At 63.2% G+C, this 25,312-nt stretch carries 19 protein-coding genes; 7 read left to right on the top strand and 12 right to left on the bottom strand.

The window, feature by feature from the left end:
* Nucleotides 1–126: 126 nt before the first annotated feature.
* The 4 genes from VG566_RS12010 to VG566_RS11995 all read left to right on the top strand — a co-directional run bounded on the left by VG566_RS12010 (nucleotide 127) and on the right by VG566_RS11995 (nucleotide 5,703).
* Nucleotides 127–2,808, top strand: coding sequence for a sulfatase-like hydrolase/transferase (locus VG566_RS12010; protein WP_241884621.1), 2,682 nt, complete (start codon nucleotides 127–129; stop codon nucleotides 2,806–2,808).
* A 106-nt stretch (nucleotides 2,809–2,914) separates the two neighbouring features.
* On the top strand, nucleotides 2,915–4,321 hold the full coding sequence (locus VG566_RS12005; RefSeq protein WP_053494813.1) for a UbiA family prenyltransferase: 1,407 nt from the start codon (nucleotides 2,915–2,917) through the stop codon (nucleotides 4,319–4,321).
* A gap of 29 nt (nucleotides 4,322–4,350) precedes the next feature.
* Nucleotides 4,351–4,728, top strand: coding sequence for an SMR family transporter (locus tag VG566_RS12000; protein WP_053494798.1), 378 nt, complete (start codon nucleotides 4,351–4,353; stop codon nucleotides 4,726–4,728).
* A gap of 3 nt (nucleotides 4,729–4,731) precedes the next feature.
* Entirely contained in the window at nucleotides 4,732–5,703 is a 972-nt protein-coding gene (locus VG566_RS11995) for an NAD-dependent epimerase/dehydratase family protein (protein WP_069118022.1), read from the top strand.
* Nucleotides 5,704–5,896: 193 nt separating this feature from the next.
* Here VG566_RS11995 and VG566_RS11990 read toward each other — a convergent pair whose 3' ends face one another.
* From VG566_RS11990 to VG566_RS11935, 12 genes are all read right to left on the bottom strand, one after another.
* Complete coding sequence (locus VG566_RS11990; protein WP_164110884.1) at nucleotides 5,897–7,258, bottom strand: glucosyltransferase domain-containing protein; 1,362 nt, start codon at nucleotides 7,256–7,258, stop codon at nucleotides 5,897–5,899.
* A gap of 366 nt (nucleotides 7,259–7,624) precedes the next feature.
* Nucleotides 7,625–8,890 (bottom strand): glycosyltransferase family 4 protein, encoded by a 1,266-nt coding sequence (locus tag VG566_RS11985; protein WP_241884620.1) that lies wholly within the window; start codon nucleotides 8,888–8,890, stop codon nucleotides 7,625–7,627.
* Nucleotides 8,887–12,441: a polysaccharide pyruvyl transferase family protein gene (locus tag VG566_RS11980; RefSeq protein ID WP_241884639.1), complete on the bottom strand. Its 3,555-nt coding sequence runs from the start codon at nucleotides 12,439–12,441 to the stop codon at nucleotides 8,887–8,889. Before VG566_RS11980 ends, VG566_RS11985 begins: the two co-directional genes overlap by 4 nt.
* Nucleotides 12,441–13,733, bottom strand: a complete 1,293-nt coding sequence (locus VG566_RS11975; protein WP_053494792.1) for an ABC transporter ATP-binding protein — start codon at nucleotides 13,731–13,733, stop codon at nucleotides 12,441–12,443. The genes VG566_RS11980 and VG566_RS11975 overlap by 1 nt, the downstream gene beginning before the upstream one ends.
* A complete protein-coding gene (locus tag VG566_RS11970; protein ID WP_053494791.1) occupies nucleotides 13,733–14,980 on the bottom strand; it encodes a glycosyltransferase in 1,248 nt (415 codons plus the stop codon). Before VG566_RS11970 ends, VG566_RS11975 begins: the two co-directional genes overlap by 1 nt.
* Complete coding sequence (locus tag VG566_RS11965; RefSeq protein ID WP_277877733.1) at nucleotides 14,964–15,569, bottom strand: DapH/DapD/GlmU-related protein; 606 nt, start codon at nucleotides 15,567–15,569, stop codon at nucleotides 14,964–14,966. The genes VG566_RS11970 and VG566_RS11965 overlap by 17 nt, the downstream gene beginning before the upstream one ends.
* A 15-nt stretch (nucleotides 15,570–15,584) precedes the next feature.
* Nucleotides 15,585–16,367, bottom strand: a complete 783-nt coding sequence (locus VG566_RS11960; protein ID WP_053494789.1) for an ABC transporter permease — start codon at nucleotides 16,365–16,367, stop codon at nucleotides 15,585–15,587.
* A 28-nt stretch (nucleotides 16,368–16,395) separates the two neighbouring features.
* On the bottom strand, nucleotides 16,396–17,568 hold the full coding sequence (locus VG566_RS11955; RefSeq protein ID WP_053494788.1) for a cystathionine gamma-synthase: 1,173 nt from the start codon (nucleotides 17,566–17,568) through the stop codon (nucleotides 16,396–16,398).
* Between the two features lie 123 nt (nucleotides 17,569–17,691).
* The gene (locus VG566_RS11950) at nucleotides 17,692–19,062 is read right to left on the bottom strand and encodes a pyridoxal-phosphate dependent enzyme (protein WP_014645842.1); all 1,371 of its coding nucleotides are present in this window, start codon (nucleotides 19,060–19,062) and stop codon (nucleotides 17,692–17,694) included.
* A 300-nt stretch (nucleotides 19,063–19,362) separates the two neighbouring features.
* On the bottom strand, nucleotides 19,363–19,599 hold the full coding sequence (locus VG566_RS11945; RefSeq protein ID WP_005407964.1) for a YdcH family protein: 237 nt from the start codon (nucleotides 19,597–19,599) through the stop codon (nucleotides 19,363–19,365).
* A 324-nt stretch (nucleotides 19,600–19,923) separates the two neighbouring features.
* Complete coding sequence (locus tag VG566_RS11940; protein WP_197557137.1) at nucleotides 19,924–20,808, bottom strand: hypothetical protein; 885 nt, start codon at nucleotides 20,806–20,808, stop codon at nucleotides 19,924–19,926.
* Nucleotides 20,805–21,170: a DUF4398 domain-containing protein gene (locus VG566_RS11935; protein ID WP_005415160.1), complete on the bottom strand. Its 366-nt coding sequence runs from the start codon at nucleotides 21,168–21,170 to the stop codon at nucleotides 20,805–20,807. The genes VG566_RS11940 and VG566_RS11935 overlap by 4 nt, the downstream gene beginning before the upstream one ends.
* Before the next feature lie 121 nt (nucleotides 21,171–21,291).
* Between VG566_RS11935 and VG566_RS11930 the strand changes: the two genes are divergently transcribed.
* From VG566_RS11930 to VG566_RS11920, 3 genes are all read left to right on the top strand, one after another.
* A complete protein-coding gene (locus VG566_RS11930) occupies nucleotides 21,292–22,419 on the top strand; it encodes a PilT/PilU family type 4a pilus ATPase (RefSeq protein ID WP_014645840.1) in 1,128 nt (375 codons plus the stop codon).
* A 131-nt stretch (nucleotides 22,420–22,550) separates the two neighbouring features.
* Nucleotides 22,551–23,834, top strand: coding sequence for a putative DNA modification/repair radical SAM protein (locus VG566_RS11925; RefSeq protein ID WP_032957890.1), 1,284 nt, complete (start codon nucleotides 22,551–22,553; stop codon nucleotides 23,832–23,834).
* Nucleotides 23,815–25,275, top strand: a complete 1,461-nt coding sequence (locus tag VG566_RS11920) for a UdgX family uracil-DNA binding protein (RefSeq protein WP_423172681.1) — start codon at nucleotides 23,815–23,817, stop codon at nucleotides 25,273–25,275. The genes VG566_RS11925 and VG566_RS11920 overlap by 20 nt, the downstream gene beginning before the upstream one ends.
* The last annotated feature ends 37 nt before the right edge of the window (nucleotides 25,276–25,312 follow it).

Below are 25,312 nucleotides of genomic sequence, written 5' to 3'. Positions count from 1 at the left end.
CGCAGGGTGGGCAGACATTGCCCACCCTGCCACTCGTCAAAACATGTCGGCATATTGCAACACGCCTTTTGCGCTGTCTTGATTCTGTAGCATTTCCCCTCCCATCGCTCCAACCGGAGGGAGAGAATGCAGATGGCGATGAAATGCCTGTTTTTTGCGGCATGGATCGGAATGCTCGCGTTGCTTGCGCGACATTGCACACATGGACAGCGATGGAAGCTGCTGGTCACTGCGCTCTGCGGAGCACTGCTGGCGATCTGGCTTTTCATTGATGCACTCAGTGGCAACGGCATCGATTACGCCGTGATCTATCATCTGCGCTCAGGCATGCGCGGCGCAGGCGCCGCTGATTTCAGCTTGCCCATCGGCCTGCTTTCGGCAGCACTGGTGGCATGCCTGGCCCTCGCTTTCATGCCCCGCCTGCATTCGGCACGGAGGTGGGCACCCGCCGGTCCCCTGTTCGCGGCTTCTCTGCTGGCGACGCTGGTTTTCAATCCGATCGTCTACGACGTCGCGACACTGGTACGCCAGGATCGGCAGGCACGTCTTGCACCGGCACAAGGGGACCAGTACGTACGTCCCGACGCCCCGCTCGGGAATCACCGCAACGTGGTGATTCTCTACGCCGAAAGCTTCGAGCGCACCTATCTCGATGAGTCGCGATTCCCTGGCCTTGCGCCAGAGTTGAACAAGCTGCGCAGCGAGGCCGTGGATTTCCGGCACGTGGACTCGCGCGAAGGCGGCACGTGGACGATCGCCGGCATGGTCAGTTCCCTGTGCGGCGTCCCCCTTTCCCTCAGCCAGGACGCCAATGGCTATGCAAGCATCGGCCGCTTCCTGCCTGGCGCGTACTGCCTGACCGATCACCTGCGCGAGCGCGGATACGACGTCGAGTTCATCGGTGGCGCCGCTTCTGATTTCGCTGGAAAGGGACAGTTCCTCGCCAGCCACGGCTTCGGCACGGTACGCGATCGCTCCTATTTCAAGAGCCTGAAGCTGGGCGACAACCGTTTCTCGCCATGGGGCGTCCACGATGATGTCCTGTTGGATGCGCTCTGGGACCGCTTCGCTGCGCTCTCGCAGCAGACCACGCCTTTCGCCCTCGTCGGCCTGACTCTGGATACACATCATCCAAGCGGACACATCCCCCATGCCTGCCTCGATGTCGCCTATGAGGGGCTTGGCCAGCGCAGGCCGATGCTCGACGCAATCCATTGCTCGGACCGACTGGTTGCTGATTTCGTACGCCGCATCCGCGCCAGTCCCTACGCTCGCAATACAATCATTGTTGTTGCATCGGACCATCTGGCCCTGCCCAACGACATTGCCGACCTGTTGCGAGATGCTGATCGCAGCAACCTTCTTCTCATGTTCGGCAGCGACCTGCGCGCGAGGCAGGTTGATCGACCCGCGACCACCCTCGATACCGGCGCCTCACTGCTTGATGCCCTGCAAGGGGGAGTGGCACTCGGCTTTGGCCGCTCACAGCTTTCCGTGAAGGGCGCAGGTACTTCATTGAGTGTCCGACCCGGTCGGGAACCAGATGCCAGCGAGGACCACCTGCCAGGTTTCATGGCCTATTCCAGCACGCTATGGGAGCTGGGCCGGATCGACGATCACCTGCAGTTAGTGGATGGCGTCATCCAGTTGGGTAAGCAGACGCTGACTCCGCCCTTGGCCATCGCTGCCGATGACCGCGGCCGAATTGCCCAGCTTGGCACGAACGGCATCCGCTCTGGCCACCTTCTGGCCGGCGGTGATTCCCAGCAGGTCCTCTACATTGATCGTTGCTTTGCGTTCGACGAACGACAGCCCGCCGATGAGTGGTGCCTGTGGGGGAGCGCTGACGGAACGGCTCGCGTGGTGTCACAACAATCGCTCAAGGCCGGCGCGTTGGTGCCGGAACTGCTGCAGGCTGCACGCGAAGCGCCCCCGGCATCCCAGCTGCGCAACGATTTCATCATCCGCACCCACTTCGATGCGAGCCATACGATCGTCGGTGAAGCGATGGATGGAAAGCTGTTCTCGCAGGGTGCGGAAGGGACCTTGGCCTATGGCGCCTACCAGGATCTGTGCGCAGGCAACTACACCCTCAGCCTGCAGGGCGTGGCCCACCCCGCCAACGGTGCCTGGGCCGACGTCGTTGCCAGTTACGGGGCACAGACCTACGACCGCCATGCGCTGCTGGACACGGCCGATGGACGTGACGGGACGATGCTGGAAGCCAGGTATGTATTCCCTGAAGACCTGCCCCTGGCTGAAGTCCGTGTCGGCGTATCGCCAGACGCTGCGGTGCGACTGGATGGCTATACCCTGCTGCCTGCCTACGAGGCACTGCCTGTGGGATCGTCGGTGGATTTCAGCGCCGATGCCAGCAATCGTTTCATTTCCTGTGGCTGGCACGGTCCCTCTCCCCAAGGGCGCAGCGTTCGTGGCGCGGCCGCCTCGCTACGACTGCGCCTGCCATCCGAGCCCGCCCGGCTGCAGGCAGTCCTTTCACTGTCGGCGCAGTCACCTCGCGAGCTCACGGTGCTGGCCAACGACGCCCCGCTCGGCTTGCTTCAGATCGAAGCAGGGACGCGTGAATACCCCATCGACCTGGCAGGCCTGTCCAGCGCCGCCGGCGGGCAGCTCACCTTGACGCTGGTGCCTGGACAAACGACCTGCGCTACGGAGGACTGCGAGCTGATTACCCTGCACCGTCTGCACTTGGCCCCGGCTGCGACGGCTCAACCGGCTGCTCCAGCCTGTCCCGGGATGCGCTGCCTTCACGCCCCCGCGCTGGTACCTGAATCTGTCGCAATGTAACTCCCCCTCGTATACTCCCCGCACTATTGGATGAGGGGAACTGCGGCATATGTCGCATCACAATGATGTACCGGCTGGATCCGGTGAGTTGACGCCGGGAGCAGCCCTGTGCGTCGATCTGGACGGGACGCTGCTGCGTAGCGACCTGCTGTACGAATCACTGCTGGCCCTGCTGGCGCGCAACCCGCTGTTTGCTTTGCTGGTACCGTTCTGGCTGCTGCGCGGCAAGGCCTATGTTAAGCGCCAGCTCGCTTCCCGGGTGGCCTTGCAGGTTGAAACCCTGCCATACGATGAGCGTGTCGTGGCCATGCTGCGCGCGACACCGCAGCGTCCGCGTGTCCTGTGCACCGCCTCGGACCGGCTGTTGGTCCAGCCGATCGCCGATCATCTCGGCGTTTTTGACGAGGTCATCGCCAGCGATGGGGCCCGCAATCTGGCCGGGCACGCCAAGGCTGAAGCCCTCGTCGAGCGCTATGGGGAACGGGGGTTCGACTATCTTGGCAACCACCGCGTTGACCTGCCGGTCTGGAAGCACGCCGCAGGTGCTGTCGTCGTCAACGCCACCGGATCGCTGGCAAACCAGGCCCGCGCGCAAACCCGGTTGATCGACCACCTGCCTGGACAGCCCGGAGGGCTCCGCACCTGGATCAAGGCCCTGCGGCTGTACCAGTGGCTGAAGAACCTTCTGGTACTGGTTCCACTGCTTACCGCGCACCGTCTGTTCGAACCAGAAGCCGTAGTAAACGCGGCGCTCGCCTTCCTTGCCTTCGGCCTGTGCGCATCCGGCGTTTACCTGCTGAACGACCTGCTGGATCTGGCGCCAGACCGGCAGCATCCACGGAAGCGTAAGCGACCATTCGCGGCCGGGACCTTGCCCCTGTTTCATGGCCTGGTCGCCACCCCCTTGTTGACACTGGCCGGTTTCGCTCTGGCGCTGTGGACAAGTCCTGCGTTTGCACTGGTCCTGCTGATCTACTTCATCACGACCCTGGCCTATTCGTTCACGCTCAAGCGCATCGTGATGATCGATGTCGTGGTGTTGGCGGCGCTTTACACCGTGCGGATCATCGGCGGCGCTTTTGCAATCGATTCGCCACGGTCATTCTGGCTGCTCGCGTTCTCGATGTTCATTTTCCTCAGCCTTGCCCTTCTCAAGCGCTATACCGAACTAACCGCGGCTGCAACGCAGGGAAAGCAGAAAGCCTCCGGTCGCGGATACTCCGTGGCCGATCTGCCGCTGGTGCAGTCATTCGGGACAGCTGCGGGCTACATCGGCGTTCTGGTCTTCGCCCTCTACATCAACAGCCCTGACAGCCTCAGACTGTACGCCACGCCCCAAGTGCTCTGGCTGCTCTGTCCTGTGCTGCTGTACTGGATCAGCCGTGCCTGGTTTGTCGCCCACCGGGGCGACATGCATGATGACCCCATCGTGTTCGCAGCGCGCGACCGCGTCAGCCAGGGCGTCGGCCTCGCCGGGCTGATCATCGTAATGGCGGCGACACGCCACTGGTAATGCCTCCTCATCATTCCAAAGTTGATCGCATGTATCTCAAATTCATCCCACTCATTCTGTTCTCCGTAGCCCTCAATGCGAGTGCGCAGCTTTTCCTTCGCAAAGGCATGCCGAATGTTTCGCTGGTGACCAACCAGGGCGTGCTTGAGCTCGCACAGGGCGCCATCCGCGTTGTCCTCAATCCGTGGGTCTTCAGCGGACTGTCGTGCTATGCGATCAGCATCGTGCTTTGGATGTACGTCCTCTCCAAGGTCCAGGTGAGTTTCGCTTATCCCTTCCTGAGCGTGGGATACGTGATTGTCGTTGGTGCTGCATATCTGTTCTTCCGTGAACCGGTCAGCGTAATGAAGCTCGCTGGAATCGCGCTGATCTGTGCTGGCGTCGTTCTCGTCGCGCGTGGGGGCTGAGCCGTGACCAAGCATATTGTCATTGGTGGCTCAGGCTTCACCGGATCGCATCTCGTCCGGACCCTCCTTGCACAGGGCCAGCAGGTTCAGACCGTTGACCTGCTGCCTCTGCCTGCAGAATTCTCCGGCAGGGTCGTCCATCACCAGCTGGATATTCTGGATACTGCGGCGCTGTCGCGCGTGCCATTGGATGAAGGTGATGTCGTCCACCATCTTGCGGCAAGGCAATTCCATAACGCCGTGCCGGCAAAAGAGCAGGACGCCTGGTTCGCCGAGGTCAACGTTACCGGTACAGCCAATGTACTGAAGTGGATGCGTAAACTGCGCCAGCCACGCTTGATCTATACCAGCACGGACATGGTGTACGGGCTGCCGGAATCGCTGCCTGTACCTCCAACGCACCGACGCAACCCGTTGGGGCCGTATGGACGCAGCAAAGCGGCGTCGGAACAACTGTGCGAACAAGCACGAACCGAGGGCTACCTGATTACCGTCCTGCGTCCACGCATGATTGTGGGCCCCGGACGCTTTGGCATCCTGATCAAGCTGTTCCGGCTGATGGACCTTGGCCTTCCCGTGCCAACCATCGGCAGCGGTCGGAACCGCTACCAGATGATCGCCGTGGAGGATGTCGTCAGCGCAATTCTTGCTGCGGTCGAGAAGGGATTCCCCGCCGTCGCACTGAGCTTGGGATCGGGCGATGCACCACCAGTTCGCCAGTTGCTGCGCAATACGATCAAGCGCATCGGCTCGCGCTCGATTGTAGTGCCGGTACCCGCCAAGCCGTTGAAGATGACCCTGTCGCTTCTGGAAAAGCTGGGCAAACCGCTGCTGCATCGGGAGCAGTATCAGATCGCCGACATCAACTACGTGGTCGACATTGCACCTACGCAGGAAGTTCTGGATTGGCATCCCACACGCAATGACGAGGACATGCTCGTTGCAGCGTACGCACATTACCGGAAGCAGATCTGAATGATCTGCATGGAGGGACCTGGATGGGGTCGCCTCCGTATCACTGGCCTCGCCGGAGAAAAGTCCGGCGAGGCGGGATAGAGATCAGCGCGGCAAACCACCACGATGCTGCCCCAGCAAGGAAATGGCGATGACCTCCTTGCACGGGAGCCGCTGCGATCTACGTCGGGCCGGACGCACTGGCGGCGCCTGATCAGTCATCGCTATAGACGATGACCGCGCCACCCTTTGCATCCTGGAAGAGCCTCAGTCGCCCTTCACCCAGCCCGGTTTCATTCACGGCGTCACCTTCCACCGCCATCGCGCACACTTCTGCCTCGTGCGTCCGGCAATCAACAAAACTCCTGACCCCGGTAGCCACCACCACCGAATTCATCAAGTATTCGTTGTTGAAAGTGGCAGCTGGCTCTTTGCCACCCGGCATGCGGCCGGAAACCGCCAGTACTGAATACCGGTCTGCCGGCAATGGCAATAGCGTGTGGATCTTCTCAAACAGGAAGGAGGTCGTTTCCACCTGGGTCTGGAGGAACGTACGGGCCTGTGCTTGGAATCCAATACCGCCCGCCAGCAGGAGGAGGAATACGACCGCCCGTGAGATACGATTCCCACCTCCAAGAAGGCCGAAAAACAGCGCCAGTCCAAGTACCAGCGCGATCAGGCTGCGCGTGGTAATTACTGGTGCCAACGGAATCGAGAATGCGTGGAACGCCGCAGCGACCATTGCGAGCGTCAACAGGATCTGGACTGAACCCTTCCGGCGAACGGCGAATGGAACGAGCAGCAGCACGGTTGCCAACAGCAACCAACCATCCAGGTTCGAGGCCTTGCCAATGGAAGCTACACACTTCCCGAATGATCCAATGACGTAGCTTACGTTCTGCCATAAAGAGGGAAGATCCTTGGCCGGATGTGGCGATCGCCAGTCATCCACCTGCGGACCGAAATGCCCTGCCAGCAGCAGCAGCATCATCGACATGACCAAAGCGCCGAGTACCGCCCCTCCCACCCAGCTGAGCGTGTGTTGCAACCACAACCTCCATCGATCTCGAGCACTCCGCTGTTCGGACGCGAATTCGCCGATGAACAGGAGCGGGACCAGGAAGTAGTAGCTCTGCATCGTCCCGAACAGAAGGATCCCGAGCGCCGCATAGACCGCAACCGGTGCTATCGCCACTCGCCGCGTGACCACCTCGGCCAGGATCAGGACTGCAACTGCCGAGAACGCAGTGGCCGGCCACATGCTTTGTTCCACGACTGGCGGAGAGATCGAAACGACGGCCGAAATGATCAGTGCCAGTGCAACCGACAGGCCTGCGCGGCGCGCAATGCGATAGACCAGCAAAAGATGTGCGGCGATATACGCGGCGAACCAAGCCGACGCGTCAATACTGACAAGCACATCCTTGAAGATGTAGTTCAGCCACCGGCCATCCTGCAACAGCTTCAGCTGGAAATAGTGGTTGTAGTGAACTTCATCGTGACCGAACACATGCAGATTCGATAGTTGGCTATAAGCGGATGCCACGAGCAGCATGGACAGAAGCGCAGCCACCATCTTGAATCCGCCATGGCTCGGGGCATCAGTGCACATCGAGTGCAGCTGCGACCGCGCCCGCCCAGCCAAGTTACTCCAATCCATATCTTCCCCTAACTCCAGATTCGCCCAACTGAATTTGACCGGCCTAGCATCATCCAGGCCGAGGTACCGATGGCGGTGAACGGGCCCAATCGGCTCTTTGACTGCCCTGAAGACGTCGTATCCCGTGCGGAATGCTACTCGACTGGATGATGGCCAAGCCAATCCTTTGTGAGCCAACGGCATGGTTGGGCAGGCCCGCGCGGCTACCTGCAGCCGATCCAGCGAGCGATAGGGCACATTGCCCCATGGACAGTCTCGTGCATCACAGGACTTCACTCCCGATCAGGAATGCAGCAGCAGGTGCCTGAGCCTTTGCACGAATTGACGATGGTCATAGTGTTCCGCCAGGAACAGGCGCGCCTTGGTAGACGCGGCTGACCAAGCCTGGTCGTCTTGATCCAGCGCCTGGATGGCAGCAGCAAACTTCGACGGGTCATCGGTAGTCGGCAGTATATCCTCGACTCCAGCCAGGCCCTGCGCGGCCGCACCGGTCAAGATGATTGGAACACCCTGCCCTATTGCCTCGATCACCTTCCCCTTGACCCCGCCGCCGAAACGCAACGGCGCGATGACCAGGCGCGTAGACGCGTAACAGCGCTCCAATGCAGCATCATCGATGCGACCGAGAATACGCACCGTGTCAGAGGCATGCTGGGGCACACGGTAGTTCTCCATACCGGAGCCTACCACGGTGAGGACCGGCGCCTGTCCCCCCCGCTGAAGCAAGGGCAGCACCTTGTGCAGAAACCAGTCCAGACCATCTGCGTTTGGTGCATGCGCCATGCTGCCAACGAACAGCAATCCCGATCTTTTGCCCGGGCCGGGCGTGTGCTGCATGGATCCTGCATCCACGGTCCACAGCGGGAACATCTCGCCGTTCCCGGCCAAGCCGCGATCAGCAAGGTAACGGTTCACTGTTCCAGCCTCATCTTTAGAGGGATACAGAACTACGTCGGCATTTCTCCACGCCCGCTGTTCCACCACTCTCATCAACAGACACTGCCAATGATCGGCAAGGGTGGCCTTGGACGTAGCACGCATCAACTGCAACCGCAGATAGTGGATGTCGTGCCCGTAATAGAGATGAGTACCGGCAATCGCCGCGCGCAGGACCGGTAGATACATAGCCGCGATCAGTGGGCGGCTTGACACCGACCCGATGAAACTTCCTCCGAACGTCGCCAACCATCCGTCCAGTGCCCCCGTTTCCCGTCGACTCAATGGGGTGATGCCTCTCCCTTCAAGGGCAGCTCTCCCAGCTGCGGAGGGCTCAATCGTTGCCGACCAGAAGACGACCTCCATGCCGGCATCGACCAACAGGTCAGCGAAGCATGAGATCGCGCGAGATCCCGCATCACGGTCAATCTCGGGAAAATCATGGTCCACGAGGAGCACACGCGGGCGTTCCGTCGACGGAACCTCCGCGGGTGTTCCTGTGGACCGTGACATCGACCAGCGACTGTACAACCCAGGGCCGAACATCAGCATGGCTTCCAGCAGCCGTCGCTTGACCTTGCCCCACCCCATTGCCGTCTCTGCCTCGCTCAATGCCAGGACTTGAGGTCCACGAAGAACTCCGGATACCCCTTCCACTTGTCGCGGAAGTAGGCTGCGTTGCGGTTGAACAGCCGCTTGTAGCGCTCGCTGCCCTCGCTGGCACCGGTAGTCTGGTGCGGCTGGTGACGGACACCGGCCAGGTCACGGAACGCCACCGAATAACCAGCCTTCTTCACCTGGAAGCAGATGTCCGTGTCTTCGAAGCACGTAGGGTCGTAGAACACATCGAAGCCTTCCAGACGCTCGAACAGGTCACGGGCAATGAACATGCAGCTGGTCCCCAGGAAACCCACGTCATCGCGGTATCCCTTGATGCGGGCCTCGTTGTTCATGCCGCGATTGGGAAGGTAGTCGGAGATGGGTCCACCCAGGTCATCACGCGTGGCGTCGAACCATCCTGCATTCCAGCCGATGGTGCCGACACCGGGGTTGGCCGCCAGGATGTTCACGGCTTCACTGAAGCAGGACGGAGAGGTCAACCACTGGTCGGAGTCGAAGAACGCAATATAACGGCCGGTGGAATGCTTGACGCCCAGGTTGCGACCCGAGGAGCATCCATTCTCACTGTTGCGCACAAGCTTCACCTTGGCATGCCCTGCGTACAGCGATTCAACCAGTTCGGCGCCGCCATCGCTGGACTGGTTATCGACAACCACGATTTCCTGCAGCCATTCCCCGGCGTGCTCCAGCAACGTGCTCACGCAGCGCTCAATGATGCGGCGGTTGTTGTGGATCAGCACAACCACGCTTACCGACAGCGGATACTCCGGTTGCATCAACTGCTCGACATGGCCCAGCCAGGCGTGGCGGGCGATGAATGCGTAGTCTTCCGATGCAGTGGCGCCGGCCAGCTGTGCGGAAAGCTGCACGGCATCCACCCGATGCAGGTTGGGCGACGGTGCGAATGACGGCAGCGCATCGACAAACACCGGCTTCTCCAGCAGCAGCGCCGCCATTGACAGGTCGGCAAGGCGCGTGCGGTCCCCGGCCCCGCCGACGATGACAACCGCATGCGCGCCGGCGATCAGCGGAGCCATCTGCTGCGGCTGCCACGACCAATCGAGGGCACGTACCTGGCGGCTGTCGCGGCCATCCACGTTCATTCCCGTGACATGGAAAACGAGATCGGGGGACGCCTTCAGCGCGGCATCAAGCCAGGCGTCGCCGGCTCCGCCGAGGACAACGAACAGGACATGTTGTCGCCCGTCCTCATATGCCTGCGGCAGCCCATGACTGCGGTAGGAGTCGAAGATTTCATTGTCTCCAGCCGCGCCCAGGAAGCGCGACGGCAGGCCATCGACCTTCTGCTCCGGGGTTCCGGTGACAACGCGATCAGTAAGGACGCGCAGTTCCGCAGAGAGAGAATCCGCACCGAGTGCAGCGAGGTCGACGATCACTTCGGCACCGCGTTCACGTGCCGACCGGGCCAGGCCCAGCGCCTCCGGCGATGCATCGGCAAGCAGAACGCGAGTACCCTCGGCGCGCACTTCCTGCAGCCAGGCGTGCGCATCGACAGCGAGACGCGCCGGCAGGCCGCTGCCGTCGTCCGGCCAGGCACTTCCATCCACCGCGGTGATGCGCACGAAGAAGCCGGCACGATCGCCCGCCTTCGCGAAGTGCATCGCCCGGTTGGGCCAGCCGTCGGTGGTCAACGTGTTGGCGATCACCAGCAGGCGTTCGCGGCGAACCGGTCGCACCATCGGCGGTGGCGGTTCCGCCATCTGTTGCGTGGCAGCGGTCTGAGGAACACCCAGCGTCTTCATGCGTCGCGGGATCTGTTGCAGTGCGACCTTCAACCCGTGCCGCCTCCAGACCGAAGCCAACTTGAAGGGGGCGGCCAGCAGGCGCACCAGGTCGCGGCGAAGCAACTGCAGGAACCTACGCAGGCGACGCCAGAGATTCAGCGCATCTGCGGTCTCCTGACGGCTGCGCGCCAGCTCGGCCTGCACCTGTTCGATTTGCTGCAGCAGGATCGCAATGTAGACCTCCTTGTCATCAATATAGGCCTGCTTGCCTGCCAACTGCTGCTGGATCTGCTGCAGCATCTGCGCACTTTCCTCCTTGACCTGCTGCAGTGCCTGCGCACTTTCCTCCTTGATCTGCTCCAGTGCCTGCGCACTTTCCTGCCTGATCTGCTGCAATGCCTGCGCATTCTCCTGCAGCTGGCCTTGAGCCGCATCCAGGCGGACCATGTCTTCATTCATCTTCTTTTGCTTCTCGACAAGTTGCTGCGTCAGGTTTGTGTTCTGCGTCGTCTGCTCGGCAAGCTGATGGTCCCGGAACAGCAGTAGATCGTGGGCGCGTTGGCTCTGCTGCCGGGTCTGTTCAAGCTCGACCAGTGCCTGTTGCAACCACAGTGACAACCAGTCTGTGGAGGTTGCGTCGAAGCGAAGGGGCACCGGCGGCAGGGAGGAGCAGCCGTCGAGCAGCTGCAGGTGCGCGCTGGCGGACACTTCCAGGCTGTCCACCACCTGCGGATCCGGCCGCCAGGCTTCGGTGACCAGCGATTCGATCGCCTGCACGAAGCGCTCCGGGCCATCGTCGGTCGACAGCCTCAGAATCGACGGCATTCCAGCCATCGCATGGGCATGCGACAGCTTGTCGTCGTACTCAAGGCCTGCGGTGGGCTTGCCCGCCAGCAGGGCAAGGATACTGGCATGCAGGCGCATGGACAGCACCGCGTCAGCGCTGGCGATTGTCTGCCAGGTCGCATCCGTTGTTGCCGGTGCGATCAGTTCATCATTGCTGCGCCCGGGTAGCTGCTGGCGCAGCGATTCGATCAAGGGCAGGTCGGACGTCGCGCCACTGCCTTCGGTATGGGCCTGGAACGCCACCCATTGGATCCGCCATCCTGCAGGAACTGCAGTGCGCAACGCCTCCACCAGGGACGTTTTCCACTGCCCCTTGTCCCATTCACGCACCACCACCGCCAGTACCTTGCTCTGCGGCTGGCCTGCATCATGCGCAGCCTGTTGCGCCGGCAATGGGTGATAGCGGCGGAACAACCATCCCGGATCGGCGGCAACGAGGATATCCCGATCCACGCCGATCTGGCGCAGCAGTGCCTTGGATGATTCATCCCGCACGGATACGGCGGCCGCATGCTGGAACAACTCGCGCACCAGGGTGCGTGCGCCCTCTGAACTCAGCGGCCCAACCCCCTGCCCCCATACGATTGTCGGCACTCCCAGTTGCCGCGCGAGCAGCATCGGCCGTGCATAGCCGGAAATGTCGTTCGCATAAGGGAGGTACACCGCATCGAGGTTGAAGGGATGATGGTCCTGGAAGATGCCGCCGCCCCCCATCACCAGTACGTCGCAATGCATCAATGCACGAGCGATGTCCCCGACATTGGCAAACTGCACGGCATCCACACCATGCATGCGGCGGGTCAACGAGGGATCGATGCTGGCAACCACCGGCTCGCCGCCCAGTTCGCGGATGCGACGGACCAGCAGGTCCAGCAGCACCTCGTCGCCCACGTTGGGTGCCCCATAGAAACCCACGACCAGGGCCCTGAATACTGGCTTGGAGTGCGTCATCATGCAGTTCTCACTGGTGCGGTGAAGCGAGGGGCGGGAGCAAGCCAGCCATGACCGGAATGGGGCTGAGGCAATACATCCACATGGCCCGCGTAGGGCACGCGTGAGTGACGGTGGTACTCGCCCGTGTCGAGGTCACCGATGCCCAGTGCCAGCACATAGCGGTTGCCGGTGACATTCAACGTCAACTGCCAGTCGAAAACATAATCGCCCGGTTCCGTCGGCAGCGGCGAAAGGCTCATGTTCTGGGTGGTGCCAGCCCACAGGGCGATGTCATCCACGCTCTTCAACTGAATTCCATAGCAGGGCTGCTCGATACGCCGGCGTACATGGATGGCGACCTTCACCAGTACTTGTTCGCCATGGCCGAACGTCGTCCTTGGCTGCCCCTGCAGGTCGAGAATCTCCACGCCGGTGATTTCGCTTGCCGGCAATGCCGCAGCGTCTGCAGGCAGGCCATCGTCCTGCAAGCTGGCAAGGGCCTCGTCCGCATAGATCACGGCTCCGCCTTCTTCGTCCACCAGGTCGTCGGCATACTTCTTGACAACCTCGCGGCACGGTCCGTCCAGCACGACCCGTCCGCGACGCAGGTAGATGCCCCGGTCGCAGTATTCCAGCAGGGTATTGGTGGAGTGGGTAACCAGGATGATGCTGACGCCTTCAGACTGCATCTTGCGAATGCGGGTAAGGCACTTGGTCTGGAAGGCGGTGTCGCCCACTGCCAACGCTTCATCCACAACCAGGATATCGGGTGACACGTGGATCGCCACGGCGAACGCGAGCCGTACGAACATGCCCGAAGAGTAGGTCTTGACAGGCTGGTCGATGAATTCACCGATATCGGCGAATTTTTCAATTTCAGGCATGAGGCGGGTCATGTCCGCCGAACCCAGGCCGATGATGGCACCTGCCAGGTAGACGTTGTCGCGCCCGCTGAATTCCGGGTTGAAACCAGCGCCCAGTTCCAGCAGCGCCGATACCCGCCCGTTGACGGTCACGCTGCCGGTATTGGCCTGCAACGTACCGACCAGGATCTGCAGCAGCGTCGACTTGCCGCTGCCATTGCGGCCGATGATTCCAACAGTTTCGCCCGGCGCGATGTCGAAGTTGATGTCGTCCAACGCATGGAACACGCGCGCCGGCTGCGGCTGCATGCCCACCAGGCGCCGGAGCCGGTTTGCTGCCGGCTGCAACAGGCGCTGCGCCGGACGGTCGAAAATGCGGAAGACCTTGCCGACACCACGTACCGAAACCACCGGCGCAGCCGTCAACGGCGTATCTGCTGCCTGCATCACATCACCCCCGCATGCCGATAGGCGGCTCGCTTGGCGTCCAGGCTTGCCTGCTGTGAATACTCGCGCGCCATGAGATCCTGCCCTGCCGCCGACAGAGCTGCCAGTCGCGCTCGGTCCTGCGCGCATTCCAGCAATGTACGGGCAAACCCTTCTGCGTCATCACGCACCAGGATGTCCACGCCGTCGGTCGCGCCGATGCCCTCACACCCCTTGCTGGTGCTGAGTACCGGGATGCCGGCAGACATCGCCTCGACGATCTTGACGCGGATGCCGCCGCCGGACAGCAGTGGCACCATCAGCAGATGCGCTTTGTCCAGCAGCGATTGCAGGTCGTCGACGAAGCCATGCACGAGAACGTTGCGGCCGTCATGCAATGCCTGCAGCGCCTCCGGAGGATTGCCGCCGCAGAAGTGCAGAACAATCTTCCGCTCCTGCAACTGGCCTGCCAGCAGCGGATGGATCTTCTCGGCAAACCAGGTCACCGCCTCCGCATTCGGGTACCAGCCAAAGCCTCCCATCCACAGTACGTGGAAGACATCATCCGGCTTGTCTTCAAAACGCGTGGTACCCAACGGAAAGTGCAGCGGCATGAGGTAGCGCGGGACCTTGTCGGTAACCCGCGACATGTCATGGCGAGAGATGAAGGTCATCGCCGAGAACCCGAAGGCATTGTCGATCTCGACAGCCTTCGCGGCTCGCCGGCTTCGGCTGGCAACCCATTCCATGAAACGCAGCTTCCATCCGGTCAGGCCTGCCGGCATCCAGAACGGAAAAATGTCAGCTTCGATGTTGTGGCTCAGCAGGATGCCCGGCACCTGTGGCAAGAATCGACGGAAGAACGCCAGATGGGTCGAGTTGACCTCGATCGCATCGATGCCCTGTTCCCGGACGATGCGACGTGCAGCCGCAACGGCACTGCGGCTGTAGTAGCTGGCATCGATGAAAGGCAGACCCTGCAGTGCCTGCCGCGCCATCGACAGGGCTCGCTGCACCTTGGGCAGCTCGAACGGCATTTTCGGACGAGGCTCGAGATGGACCGACCGGAACACTTTGTCGTAGAGCGCGCGATGCTGCTCGACTTTGCGTCGGTCGGCGTCGCCGCCGACGTAGCAGAACAGGTGGTAGTCGATCTCCTCGGCGAACGGCAGAACTGCGTTCACCGCATAGATGTCGCCCCCCGTCACCGCCGGCAGCGAAGGCGCCAGCATGAACACGAGGACTTGTTTCTTAACCTGCGGTTTCATCGAAGATATCCGAATCAAAATACGGTGAGAACCTGGTGAGGTACTGGATATCCCGGTTGCGTTCACCGATCTTTCGGGCGGGTACGCCACCCACCACCTCATACGGTGCCACGTCGCGTGCCACGACCGCACCCGCCGCAACCACGGCACCTTCGCCGATGGTCACGCCCGGCAACAAGGTGGCGCGGGCACCGATCCAGGCATGGTCCTGGATGGTGACCACGCCGCCAATCGCGGGAAAGGTCGGTGCGTTGTGGTCATGGTGCAGGCTGAGGATGCAGGTCTGGAAGGAAACATTGACGTTGTTTCCAACAACCACGCCTACCCGGCCATCCAGATACACCTCCCGGTTGATCACGCAGTTGTCACCGATGCTGACGTGCGCGCGCACCGGATAACCGGTGACGAACCAGCGCATGCTGACGTGCGTGTCCTTGCCGATCGCCACCTTGAGCACGCGGGTCAGATAGAACCGGCGAACACATTCGATCGGAAAGTGGGCAACGACATTGTTGCCGAGGTAGTACTTCAGCCCCATAAGCACATAGAAGAAACGCTGGCGAAGAAGCCATTGCTTCAGGCGACTCATCGTGCAAGCTCCTTCTTAAAGGACATCAGCGAATCCACACTTGGTGCGACGGAACCAGACCATTCCCAGCAGGCAGACCACAGACGCGGCAGCAAACTGCCCCGCCAGCTGCCACCAGTCCGGCAGCTGACCGAACACCGCGACGGCACGGGCCTGCTCGATGATCGTCGTAAGCGGATTGGCCAGGAAGAGCGGGCGGATGTACTCGGGAATCTTGGTGACCGGGAAGAACACTGGCGAAATGAACAGCAGGATCTGCGAGAAAACACCCACCACCTGGTTGACGTCCCTCAGGTAAACGCCCACAGACGCCAGTATCCAGCTGATGCCCAGCGCATACAGCACCAGGGGGACCATCACTACCAGAATCAACGGAAAAGTGACCGGAACACCGTTCCCAACGAACACCAGTGCAAGCGCCAGAACGCTCAGACTGATGAACCAATGGAACAGCGCCGATGAACAGGAAACGATCGGCAGAATGCCGATCGGGAACACGACCTTCTTGACGTAGTTGACGTTTCCCGTGATCAATCCCGGCGCGCGGTTGATGCATTCGGCGATGAATCCATGGAGGATCAGGCCGACGAACAACAGGATCGCAAAATCCGCCTGACGCTGTGGCTGATCGCCCCAGCGAACTTTCAGGATCACCGAGAAGAACAACGTGTATACGCTGAGCATCAACAGCGGATTGACGAAGGACCAGAACAAGCCGAGCACTGAGCCCTTGTAGCGGCCACTGACTTCACGCCGGGTGAGCTGGAAGATGAGACCAGCCAGATTCGAGGCACTCATGCGTCAGACACCATGGACAATCCGACGGTCACTGAAGTGCCCTCTCCAGATCCACCTGCAGATCCCCCAGCTCCTCCACGCCCACGCTCAGCCGCACCAGCGCATCGCTGATGCCCAGCTGTTCGCGGCGCGCGACCGGAATCGAGGCATGGGTCATCACCGCCGGATGGTTGACCAGGCTTTCAACACCGCCCAGCGACTCGGCCAGGGTGAACAGTTCGGTCTTCTCGCAGAAGCGCTTGGCCGCCTCGAACCCGCCCTTGAGCACGATCGAGACGATGCCGCCGTAGCCGGCCATCTGCTTGCCGGCCAGTTCATGCTGCGGGTGCGAGGCCAGGCCCGGGTAGATCACCTTCTCCACCGCCGGGTGCTTTTCCAGCCATTGGGCCAGCGCCAGCGCGTTGGCGCAGTGTGCCTTCATGCGCAGCGGCAGGGTCTTCAGGCCGCGCAAGGCCAGGAAGCTGTCAAATGGGCCCTGCACGCCCCCCACCGAGTTCTGCAGGAAGGCCATCTGCTCGGCCAGTTCGGCGTTGTCGCCGACCACGACCATGCCACCGACCATGTCCGAGTGGCCATTGAGATACTTGGTGGCCGAATGCAGGACCAGGTCCGCGCCCAGTTCCAGCGGACGCTGCAGCATCGGCGAGGCGAAGGTGTTGTCGACCACTACGATCAGGCCATGGCGCTTGGCGATGGCGGCGACCGCGGCGATGTCGACGATCTTCAGCATCGGGTTGGTCGGGGTCTCGATCCAGACCATCTTCGTCTTCGACGTGATGGAGGCTTCGAATGCGGCCAGATCGGTGAGGTCGACGAAGCTGAAGTCCAGCCCGGCGGTGCGGCGGCGCACGCGCTCGAACAGGCGGAAGCTGCCGCCGTAGATGTCGTCCATCGCCACCACGTGGCTGCCAGCGTCGAGCAGCTCGATCACGGTCGAGCTGGCCGCCATGCCCGAAGCGAAGGCAAAGCCGCGGGTACCGCCTTCCAGCGAGGCCACGCAGCGCTCATAGGCGAACCGGGTCGGGTTGTGGGTACGCGAGTACTCGAAGCCCTGATGCTCGCCCGGGCTGGACTGGGCATAGGTCGAAGTGGCGTAGATCGGCGGCATCACCGCGCCGGTGCTGGGGTCGGGCGACTGACCGCCGTGGATGGCCAGCGTGGCCAGGGCCAGCGCGCGGTCCGGGGAAGAAGCGTTGGACATGTCGTTTCCTGATTGGCGCCGATGACCGGCGCCGTCGAAGGAGCGGGAGTCTATCAGCGCGGCCTTAACGAGCTTTGACGCGGATAAACCGGGATTCAGCAGCGATCTGCGGCGATAAACGCCTTACTGAACGCGCCGACGCAGATAATTCAGCAGGTCGATGCGGGTGATCAGGCCGAGGAAGGCGTCGCCGTCCATCACGATCGCCACCTGGCCGCGGTCGAACACCGGCAGCAGGGCCTCGATCGGCGACTTCACGTCCAGCCGGTCCAGCTTGCTGACCATCGCGGTGGCCACGGTGTCGCGGAAGCGCGCCTCGTCGCCATAGACATGCAGCAGCACGTCGCTTTCGTCGACGATGCCGACCAGCTTCTCGCCGTCCATCACCGGCAGCTGCGAGACGTCGTACAGCTTCATGCGCTGGTAGGCGGTGGTCAGCAGGTCGTTCGGGCCGATCACCACGGTGTCGCGCTGGCCGTACGGGCGCAGGATCAGGTCGCGCAGGTCGCCGTGCTGCGGGCGCTGCAGGAAGCCGTTGTCCAGCATCCAGTAGTCGTTGTACATCTTCGACAGGTACTTGTTGCCGGTATCGCAGACCAGCACCAGCACCCTCTTCGGCGTGGTCTGCTCCTTGCAGTACTTCAGCGCCGCCGCCAGCAGGGTGCCGGTGGACGAACCGCCCAGGATGCCTTCCTTGCCCAGCAGCTCGCGCGCGGTGTGGAAGCTCTCGGCATCGCTGATCGCATAAGCCTTCTTGACGCGGCTGAAGTCGGAGATCGAGGGCAGGAAGTCCTCGCCGATGCCTTCCACCAGCCAGCTGCCCGACTTGTCGTTGAGCACGCCGTCGTTGATGTATTCGGCCAGGATCGAGCCGACCGGATCGGCCAGCACCAGCTCGGTCTTCGGCGACAGCTTGGCGAACGCGCGCGACAGGCCGGTCATGGTGCCGGAGCTGCCGCAGCCGAACACGATGGCGTCGAGGTCACCGCCCATCTGCTCGAGGATTTCCGGGCCGGTGCCGAACTCATGCGCGGCCGGGTTGTCCGGGTTGCCGAACTGGTTGATGAAGTAGGCGCCCGGGGTCTGCTCGGCGATGGTCTTGGCCAGGTCCTGGTAGTACTCCGGATGGCCCTTGGCGACGTCTGAACGGGTCAGGCGCACTTCAGCGCCCATCGCCTTCAGGTTGAAGATCTTCTCGCGGCTCATCTTATCGGGAACGACGAGGATCAGCTTGTAGCCCTTCTGCTGTGCCACCAGCGCCAGGCCCAGGCCGGTGTTGCCGGCGGTACCTTCAACCAGGGTCGCCCCCGGCTTCAGGTCACCACGCTGCTCCGCCGCCTCGATCATCGACAGGCCGATGCGATCCTTGATCGATCCGCCCGGGTTGGCGCTCTCCAGCTTCAGGTAGAGCTCGCAGACGCCGGTGTCCAGGCGCTGGGCCTTGACGATCGGGGTCTGGCCGATGAGTTCGAGGACGGAAGAATGGATGGGCATTCGGAGGACTTTCGGTTCGCGCCACGCAGGGCCGGACCGATGATTATCCGACGGATGGCGCTGAATGTCAGGTCGGTGCAGGCATGCCGCCCGCCTGCCCCATGAAGGGATGCGGGCGGCCCCGGATCGACGAGGAGACCGGTACCGCCCGCATCGGTGAGTTGTGCCTGCTGGCCAAGGCACCACCGCCTGTGATGCCTTGGCGCGGCCGCCTCATCGGCGGTGCCGCGATGCCGGGGGGGGTCGCCCGGCGGGACCATCGATGGCCGGGTCACGCCGTTCCGGGCGCGACGGGGTGCGTCAAAGCGTGGGGGACGTCGTTGGGAGCGGTGTTTCGTACATTCGCAGAAGGCGTTGCTTGGCCAGCAGCTTCTCACGCTTCATGCGACCCAGGGTGACATCATCGATCGGGAGTACACCCAACTCCGCGTCCATGCACTTCTTGTTCAATTTGCGGTGCTGGTCATGGAGTGCCCTGAACTCCGGATCACGCGCGCGACGGGCGTCGATCTCGCTCTGGGGCTGATCTTCAAACATGATGGACCTCCTTCGACAGATACACGAACGCCCCGGCCACAAGGCACGGGGCGTTGTTCATGGAGGAGCGCCGCCCGATGGCCACCTGGACGCCTGCAACGACCTGCGGCACTGGCCTGCGCACGTCGATCTGCTGCGGTTCGCGCCCTGCTTGCATCGGCCCGGCCCTCCCATCGTCCGGTCCGCGGCATTGCGTCCCGGACGATTGACCCTACGCCTGCTCAGGGCGGGGTACAAGACCCCTGCGTCAAAAAGACCGAACCCCGCCGGGGCGGGGTTCAGGCTGAATGCTCATTGCAACGAAAAACAAACAATATCAATGCATTACGGGGCGATGATGACCTCGGCCGAACGGGCCCGGGTGGAGGCTGCCTTCTTGCCGCTGACCTGGATCCGGTTGCTGGCGACACCAGCCGCGACCAGGGCGTCGCGCAGCGCTTCGGCCCGCTTCTGACCCACGCCGTTGGCATTGTCGTAGGCCTCGATGCGCAGGCGGCCCTTCTTGCCGATGTTCAGGTACTCGGCCAGCGCCTTGGCCTGGTTGCGGGCCCCACCGGACAGGCTGGAGGCACCTGCAGCGAACGCGTCGCCACTGAAGGTGAAGACTTCGCCTCGCCCATCGAACTTCGAACCCGGCAGTTTCTGCCCGGAGACGAGCTCGGCCTCCTCACGGGCCAGCTTGGCGGCGTTCTGCTGGGCAGCGCTGAGCCGCTGCTGCTGCTTGCCGGCCACGCTGGTCAGGGCGTTTTCGGCGTCCTGGCGGGCCAGGGTTTCGGCCTCGGCGGCCTGGCGCAGGCGTTCGGCCTCCTCGGCCTGCATCTGCGCCTGCATGCGCAGCTGCTCGGCTTCCTGACGGGCGCGGGCAGCGTCGCGGCGGCTGGCCTCGATCAGCAGGTCGCTGCGGGTGCGCTCCAGGCGGTCGACCTCGCGCGCGGCCATCGCCGTGCGCACGGCCGTCTCGGCAATCTCCACCCGGCGCTCGGCCAGGTAGGTGGCCAGCTCCTGGTCACGGCGCTTGGCCTTGTCCAGGGTCGCGATGGCCTGCTGGGCCTGCATGCGCTCGAAGGCGCCCAGCTCAGCGGTATCCGGGTTGGCCTGGATGGCCATCAGGCGCTGGCTCAGCTGCGCCACCATCGGGTTGTCGGCGGCCACGGCCAGGGTCGGCAGCGCCAGCAGCGCGGCCAGGGTTGCGGCGGTCATCGGCTTCACCGGCGGTCCTCCCCGGTCGACAGCTGGCGTTGCAGCTGGTTGACCTCGTTGCGGCGCAGCTGCAGCTGCGCGGTGACGGTGGCTTCCTCGCTGCGGACGCGTGCCAGGTCGGCATCGGCGGCGGCGCGCAGGGCCATCGCCGGGGCGTTCTTCCGTTCGCGGCGGTCGCCGGCGGCGCGCTGGGCCTGCTCCAGCCCCTGCCGGGCCAGACCGATCAGGTCCGGGGCGTACTGGTCGGCGTCGGCCTGGGTGGCCTTGTCGACCGCCTGCCGGGCCTGCGCCAGTTCCAGGGCGGCGTCCTGCGCCCAGGCGGGGGCAGACAGTGCGAATGCAAACGCCATCACATACAGGCCATGGCGCATTCGTGCGAAGCTAAGTCGTTTCATTGGGGAGGCCGTACCGGTTGTCGGTTCACGGCCATTGTCGTCAAGCCGACACCGTGCTGGCAACGGGCGTCGGCCGTTTCGTTGGGGAAAATTCGCAATGGATATCGGCTACTTCCTGAAGCTGATGACCGAAAAGAACGCTTCGGACATGTTTCTGACCACCGGGGCACCGGTCTACATCAAGATCGAGGGGAAGCTCTATCCGCTGGGCAACACCGGCCTGCCGCCGGGCATGGTCAAGAAAATCGCCTACTCGCTGATGGACGAAGGCCAGGTGCCGCAGTTCGAGCGCGAGCTGGAGCTCAACATGGCCATCGCCCTGCCCGATGCCGGGCGCTTCCGCGTCAACGTGTTCAAGCAGCGGGGCGAGGTCGGGATGGTCATCCGCGCCATCCGCAGCCGTATCCCGAGCATCGAGGAGCTGAACCTGCCGCAGGTGCTGAAGGACGTCATCATGACCCCGCGCGGGCTGGTGCTGGTGGTGGGGTCCACCGGTTCCGGCAAGTCCACCTCGCTGGCGTCGATGATCGACCACCGCAACAGCACCACCACCGGTCACATCCTCACCATCGAGGATCCGATCGAGTACCTGCACAAGCACAAGATGTCGATCGTCAACCAGCGCGAGGTCGGCCTGGACACCCACGCCTTCCACAACGCGCTGAAGAACGCGATGCGTGAAGCGCCGGACGTGATCCTGATCGGCGAAATCCTGGATGCGGAAACGATGGAGGCGGCGATCGCCTTCGCCGAGACCGGGCACCTGTGCCTGGCCACCCTGCACTCCAACAACGCCGACCAGACCATCGAGCGCATCCTCAACTTCTTCCCGGAAAGCGCGCACAAGAACGTGCTGATGAACCTGGCGCTGAACCTGCGTGCGGTGATCAGCCAGCGCCTGGTGAAGAACAAGGAGGGCCGTCGCCTGCCGGCCACCGAGGTGCTGATCAATACGCCGATGATCCGCGACCTGTTGCGTCGCGGCCAGGTGCACGAGATCAAGGCGGCGATGGAAGGCTCGCTGGAAGAAGGCATGGAGAGCTTCGACCAGTGCCTGTTCCGGCTGGCCAAGGCGGGCATCATCGAGCAGGAGGAAGCGCTGCGCGCGGCCGACTCGCGCGATGGCCTGGCCCTGAAGTTCCGTTTGTCCGAAGGCAGCAGCGGCGAGCACGACCCGTACGCCGATTTCTCGGCCGGCGCACCCAGCATCACCCACGGCTTCTGACCCCACGAAAAAGGGGACGGAGGGGATTAAGTCGTTTGTGCATTTGCGACTTAATCCCCTCCGTCCCCTTTTTTCTGAAGCGTTCATGGGCGGTCTCATCCAATGAGACCCCTCATCCGTAGGTTTCCTCAATGGAAACCATCCGCAAGCTGGCCATTCTGGCCGACGCCGCCAAATACGACGCGTCCTGCGCCTCCAGCGGCTCGGGCAAACGCGATTCGCGCGCCAGTGGCGGTATCGGCAGTACCGAGGGCATGGGCATCTGCCACAGCTACACGCCCGACGGCCGCTGCGTTTCATTGCTGAAGATCCTGCTGACCAACTTCTGCATTTACGACTGCGCCTATTGCGTGAACCGGGTCTCCAGCAACGTGGCCCGCGCGCGTTTCAGCGTGGACGAGGTGGTCACGCTCACCCTGGACTTCTACAAGCGCAACTACATCGAGGGCCTGTTCCTGTCCAGCGGCATCATCCGCAATGCGGACTACACCATGGAGCAGATGGTGGAAGTGGCCCGGCAGCTGCGCGAAGAACACCGCTACGCCGGCTACATCCACCTCAAGACCATTCCCGAGGCCTCGCCGGAACTGCTGGCCAGTGCCGGGCGCTATGCGGACCGCCTGTCCATCAACGTGGAACTGCCGACCGAAGCCGGCCTGAGCGCCTTGGCACCGGAGAAGACGGTGCACTCGATCCGTGGCGCGATGGGCGAACTGCGCTGGCGCATCGAGGAAGCCAAGGAGGCTCGCAAGTCCCCCGCAGCGGTGGCGCCGACGGCCAGCCGCAGCGCTCGCCCGCGCCCTCCCCGTTTCGCCCCGGCCGGGCAGAGCACCCAGATGATCGTCGGCGCGGACGGGGCAAACGACCAGCAGATCCTGGCCAGCGCCGACAGTCTGTACGGCAACTACCGCATGCGCCGGGTCTACTACTCCGCGTTCAGCCCGATTCCGGACGCCAGCCGGCAGCTGCCACTGCAGCCGCCACCGCTGCAGCGCGAACATCGCCTTTACCAGGCAGACTGGCTGCTGCGCTTCTACGGTTACGGTGTGGAGGAGATTACCGATACCACCCAGGACGGCATGCTCGACCTGGATATCGACCCCAAGATGGCCTGGGCGATCCGCCATCCCGAGCGCTTTCCGGTCGATCTGAACCGGGCACCGAAAGAAATGCTGCTGCGCGTGCCCGGCCTTGGCGTGCGCAACGTCAAGCGCGTGCTGATGGCACGCCGCCACGGGCGGCTGCGCGTGGCCGACATCGCGCGCCTGAAGGCACCGATGAGCAAGCTGCTGCCGTTCGTGCTGCTGGCCGACCATCACCCGCGCAAAGCACTGGATGATCCGGCGGCGCTGCGCGCGCAGCTGGCCCCGCCGCCGCGCCAGGGTTCGCTTTTCGATGCCCCGTCTGCGTCCTGACGCGCAGCGGTGGTCGCTGCGGGTGGATCCGCCGTGGTCGCTGCAGGCCTGGCGCGATGCTGCGCGCGAAGCGTTGCTGCGCGGCGTTGCCCCGCCGCAGCTGGACTGGCTGGAAGGGAGTGACACGTCACTGCTGGATGCGCCGGCCATGCAGCAGGCGCCGATGCTTGCCGAGGCCGGTGCACCCAACGTTCCACGTGACTTCCTGGAGCTGGCGGCCACCTGCCTGTGCCATCGCGATCCCCAGCGCCTGGCCGTGCTGTATCGCCTGCTGTGGCGCATCGCCCATGGCGAGCGATCAGTGCTGGGCAACCCCGCCGACGCCGATGTCCTGCGCGCGACAGCCCTCGCCCAGGCCGTCCGCCGTGACACGCACAAGATGAAGGCATTCGTGCGCTTCCGCGAGGTACCTGGCCAGCCTGATGCGTTCATCGCCTGGTTCGAGCCGCAGCACCACATCGTCGACCGGGTCGCGCCGTTCTTCGCGCGCCGCTTCACCGGCATGCGCTGGGCGATCCTGACCCCTTCGCGCAGCGTCGCCTGGGATGGGCAGGCGCTTGCCTTCGGCCCCGGTGCACGGCGCGAAGATGCCCCGGCCGAGGATGCACGCGAGTCGCTGTGGCAGACCTACTACGCCAGCATCTTCAATCCGGCGCGACTCAACACACGGATGATGATGCAGGAGATGCCGGCCAAGTACTGGCGCCACCTGCCTGAAGCACAGTTGCTGCCACGCCTGGTGCGCGACGCGGCCGACCGCGTGCAGGAAATGCATGACCGGCCGGCACAGGCACCGCAACGCAGGATTCCCCCGCGTGCGAACGCTGCGGCGCCGGCAGCCGATGCCAGCAGCCTGGACAATCTGCGCGGACAGGCCAGTGCCTGCCGCCAGTGCCCGCTATGGGAGCAGGCCACGCAGACCGTGTTCGGGCAGGGGCCTGCCGATGCGCGGGTGATGGTGATCGGCGAGCAGCCCGGTGATACCGAGGATCTGCGCGGGCAGCCGTTCGCAGGACCTGCCGGCCAGGTGCTGGACCGCGCACTGGCGGAACTGGGAATCGATCGCGCCCAGCTGTACCTCACCAACGCGGTGAAGCACTTCCACCATGAGCGGCGCGGCAAGGTGCGGCTGCACAAGCGGCCGGAAAGCCGCCACATCCAGGCCTGCCGCCCCTGGCTGATGGGTGAGATCGCACGTGTGCGGCCCCAGGTGATCGTGTGCCTGGGCGCGACAGCGGCAGCCTCGGTATTCGGTCGTGGTTTCGACCTCGCACGCGACCGCGGACGCTGGCACACCCTCGAGGACGGCACGCGCGGCTACGCCACGGTGCACCCGGCATGGGTGTTGCGGCAGACCGACGATGCGCGCCGCGAGGAAGCCTACCGGGTGTTCCGCGATGACCTGGCCCGCTTGCGGCAGAAAGGGGACGGAGGGGATTAAGTCGTAAGTGCATATACGACTTAATCCCCTCCGTCCC

The organism is Stenotrophomonas sp. CASM114 (genome assembly GCF_049384325.1).
Lineage (GTDB): Bacteria > Pseudomonadota > Gammaproteobacteria > Xanthomonadales > Xanthomonadaceae > Stenotrophomonas > Stenotrophomonas muris.
Note: the sequence above shows the minus strand (reverse complement) of the source record. Positions and strands in the feature narration are given on the sequence as shown.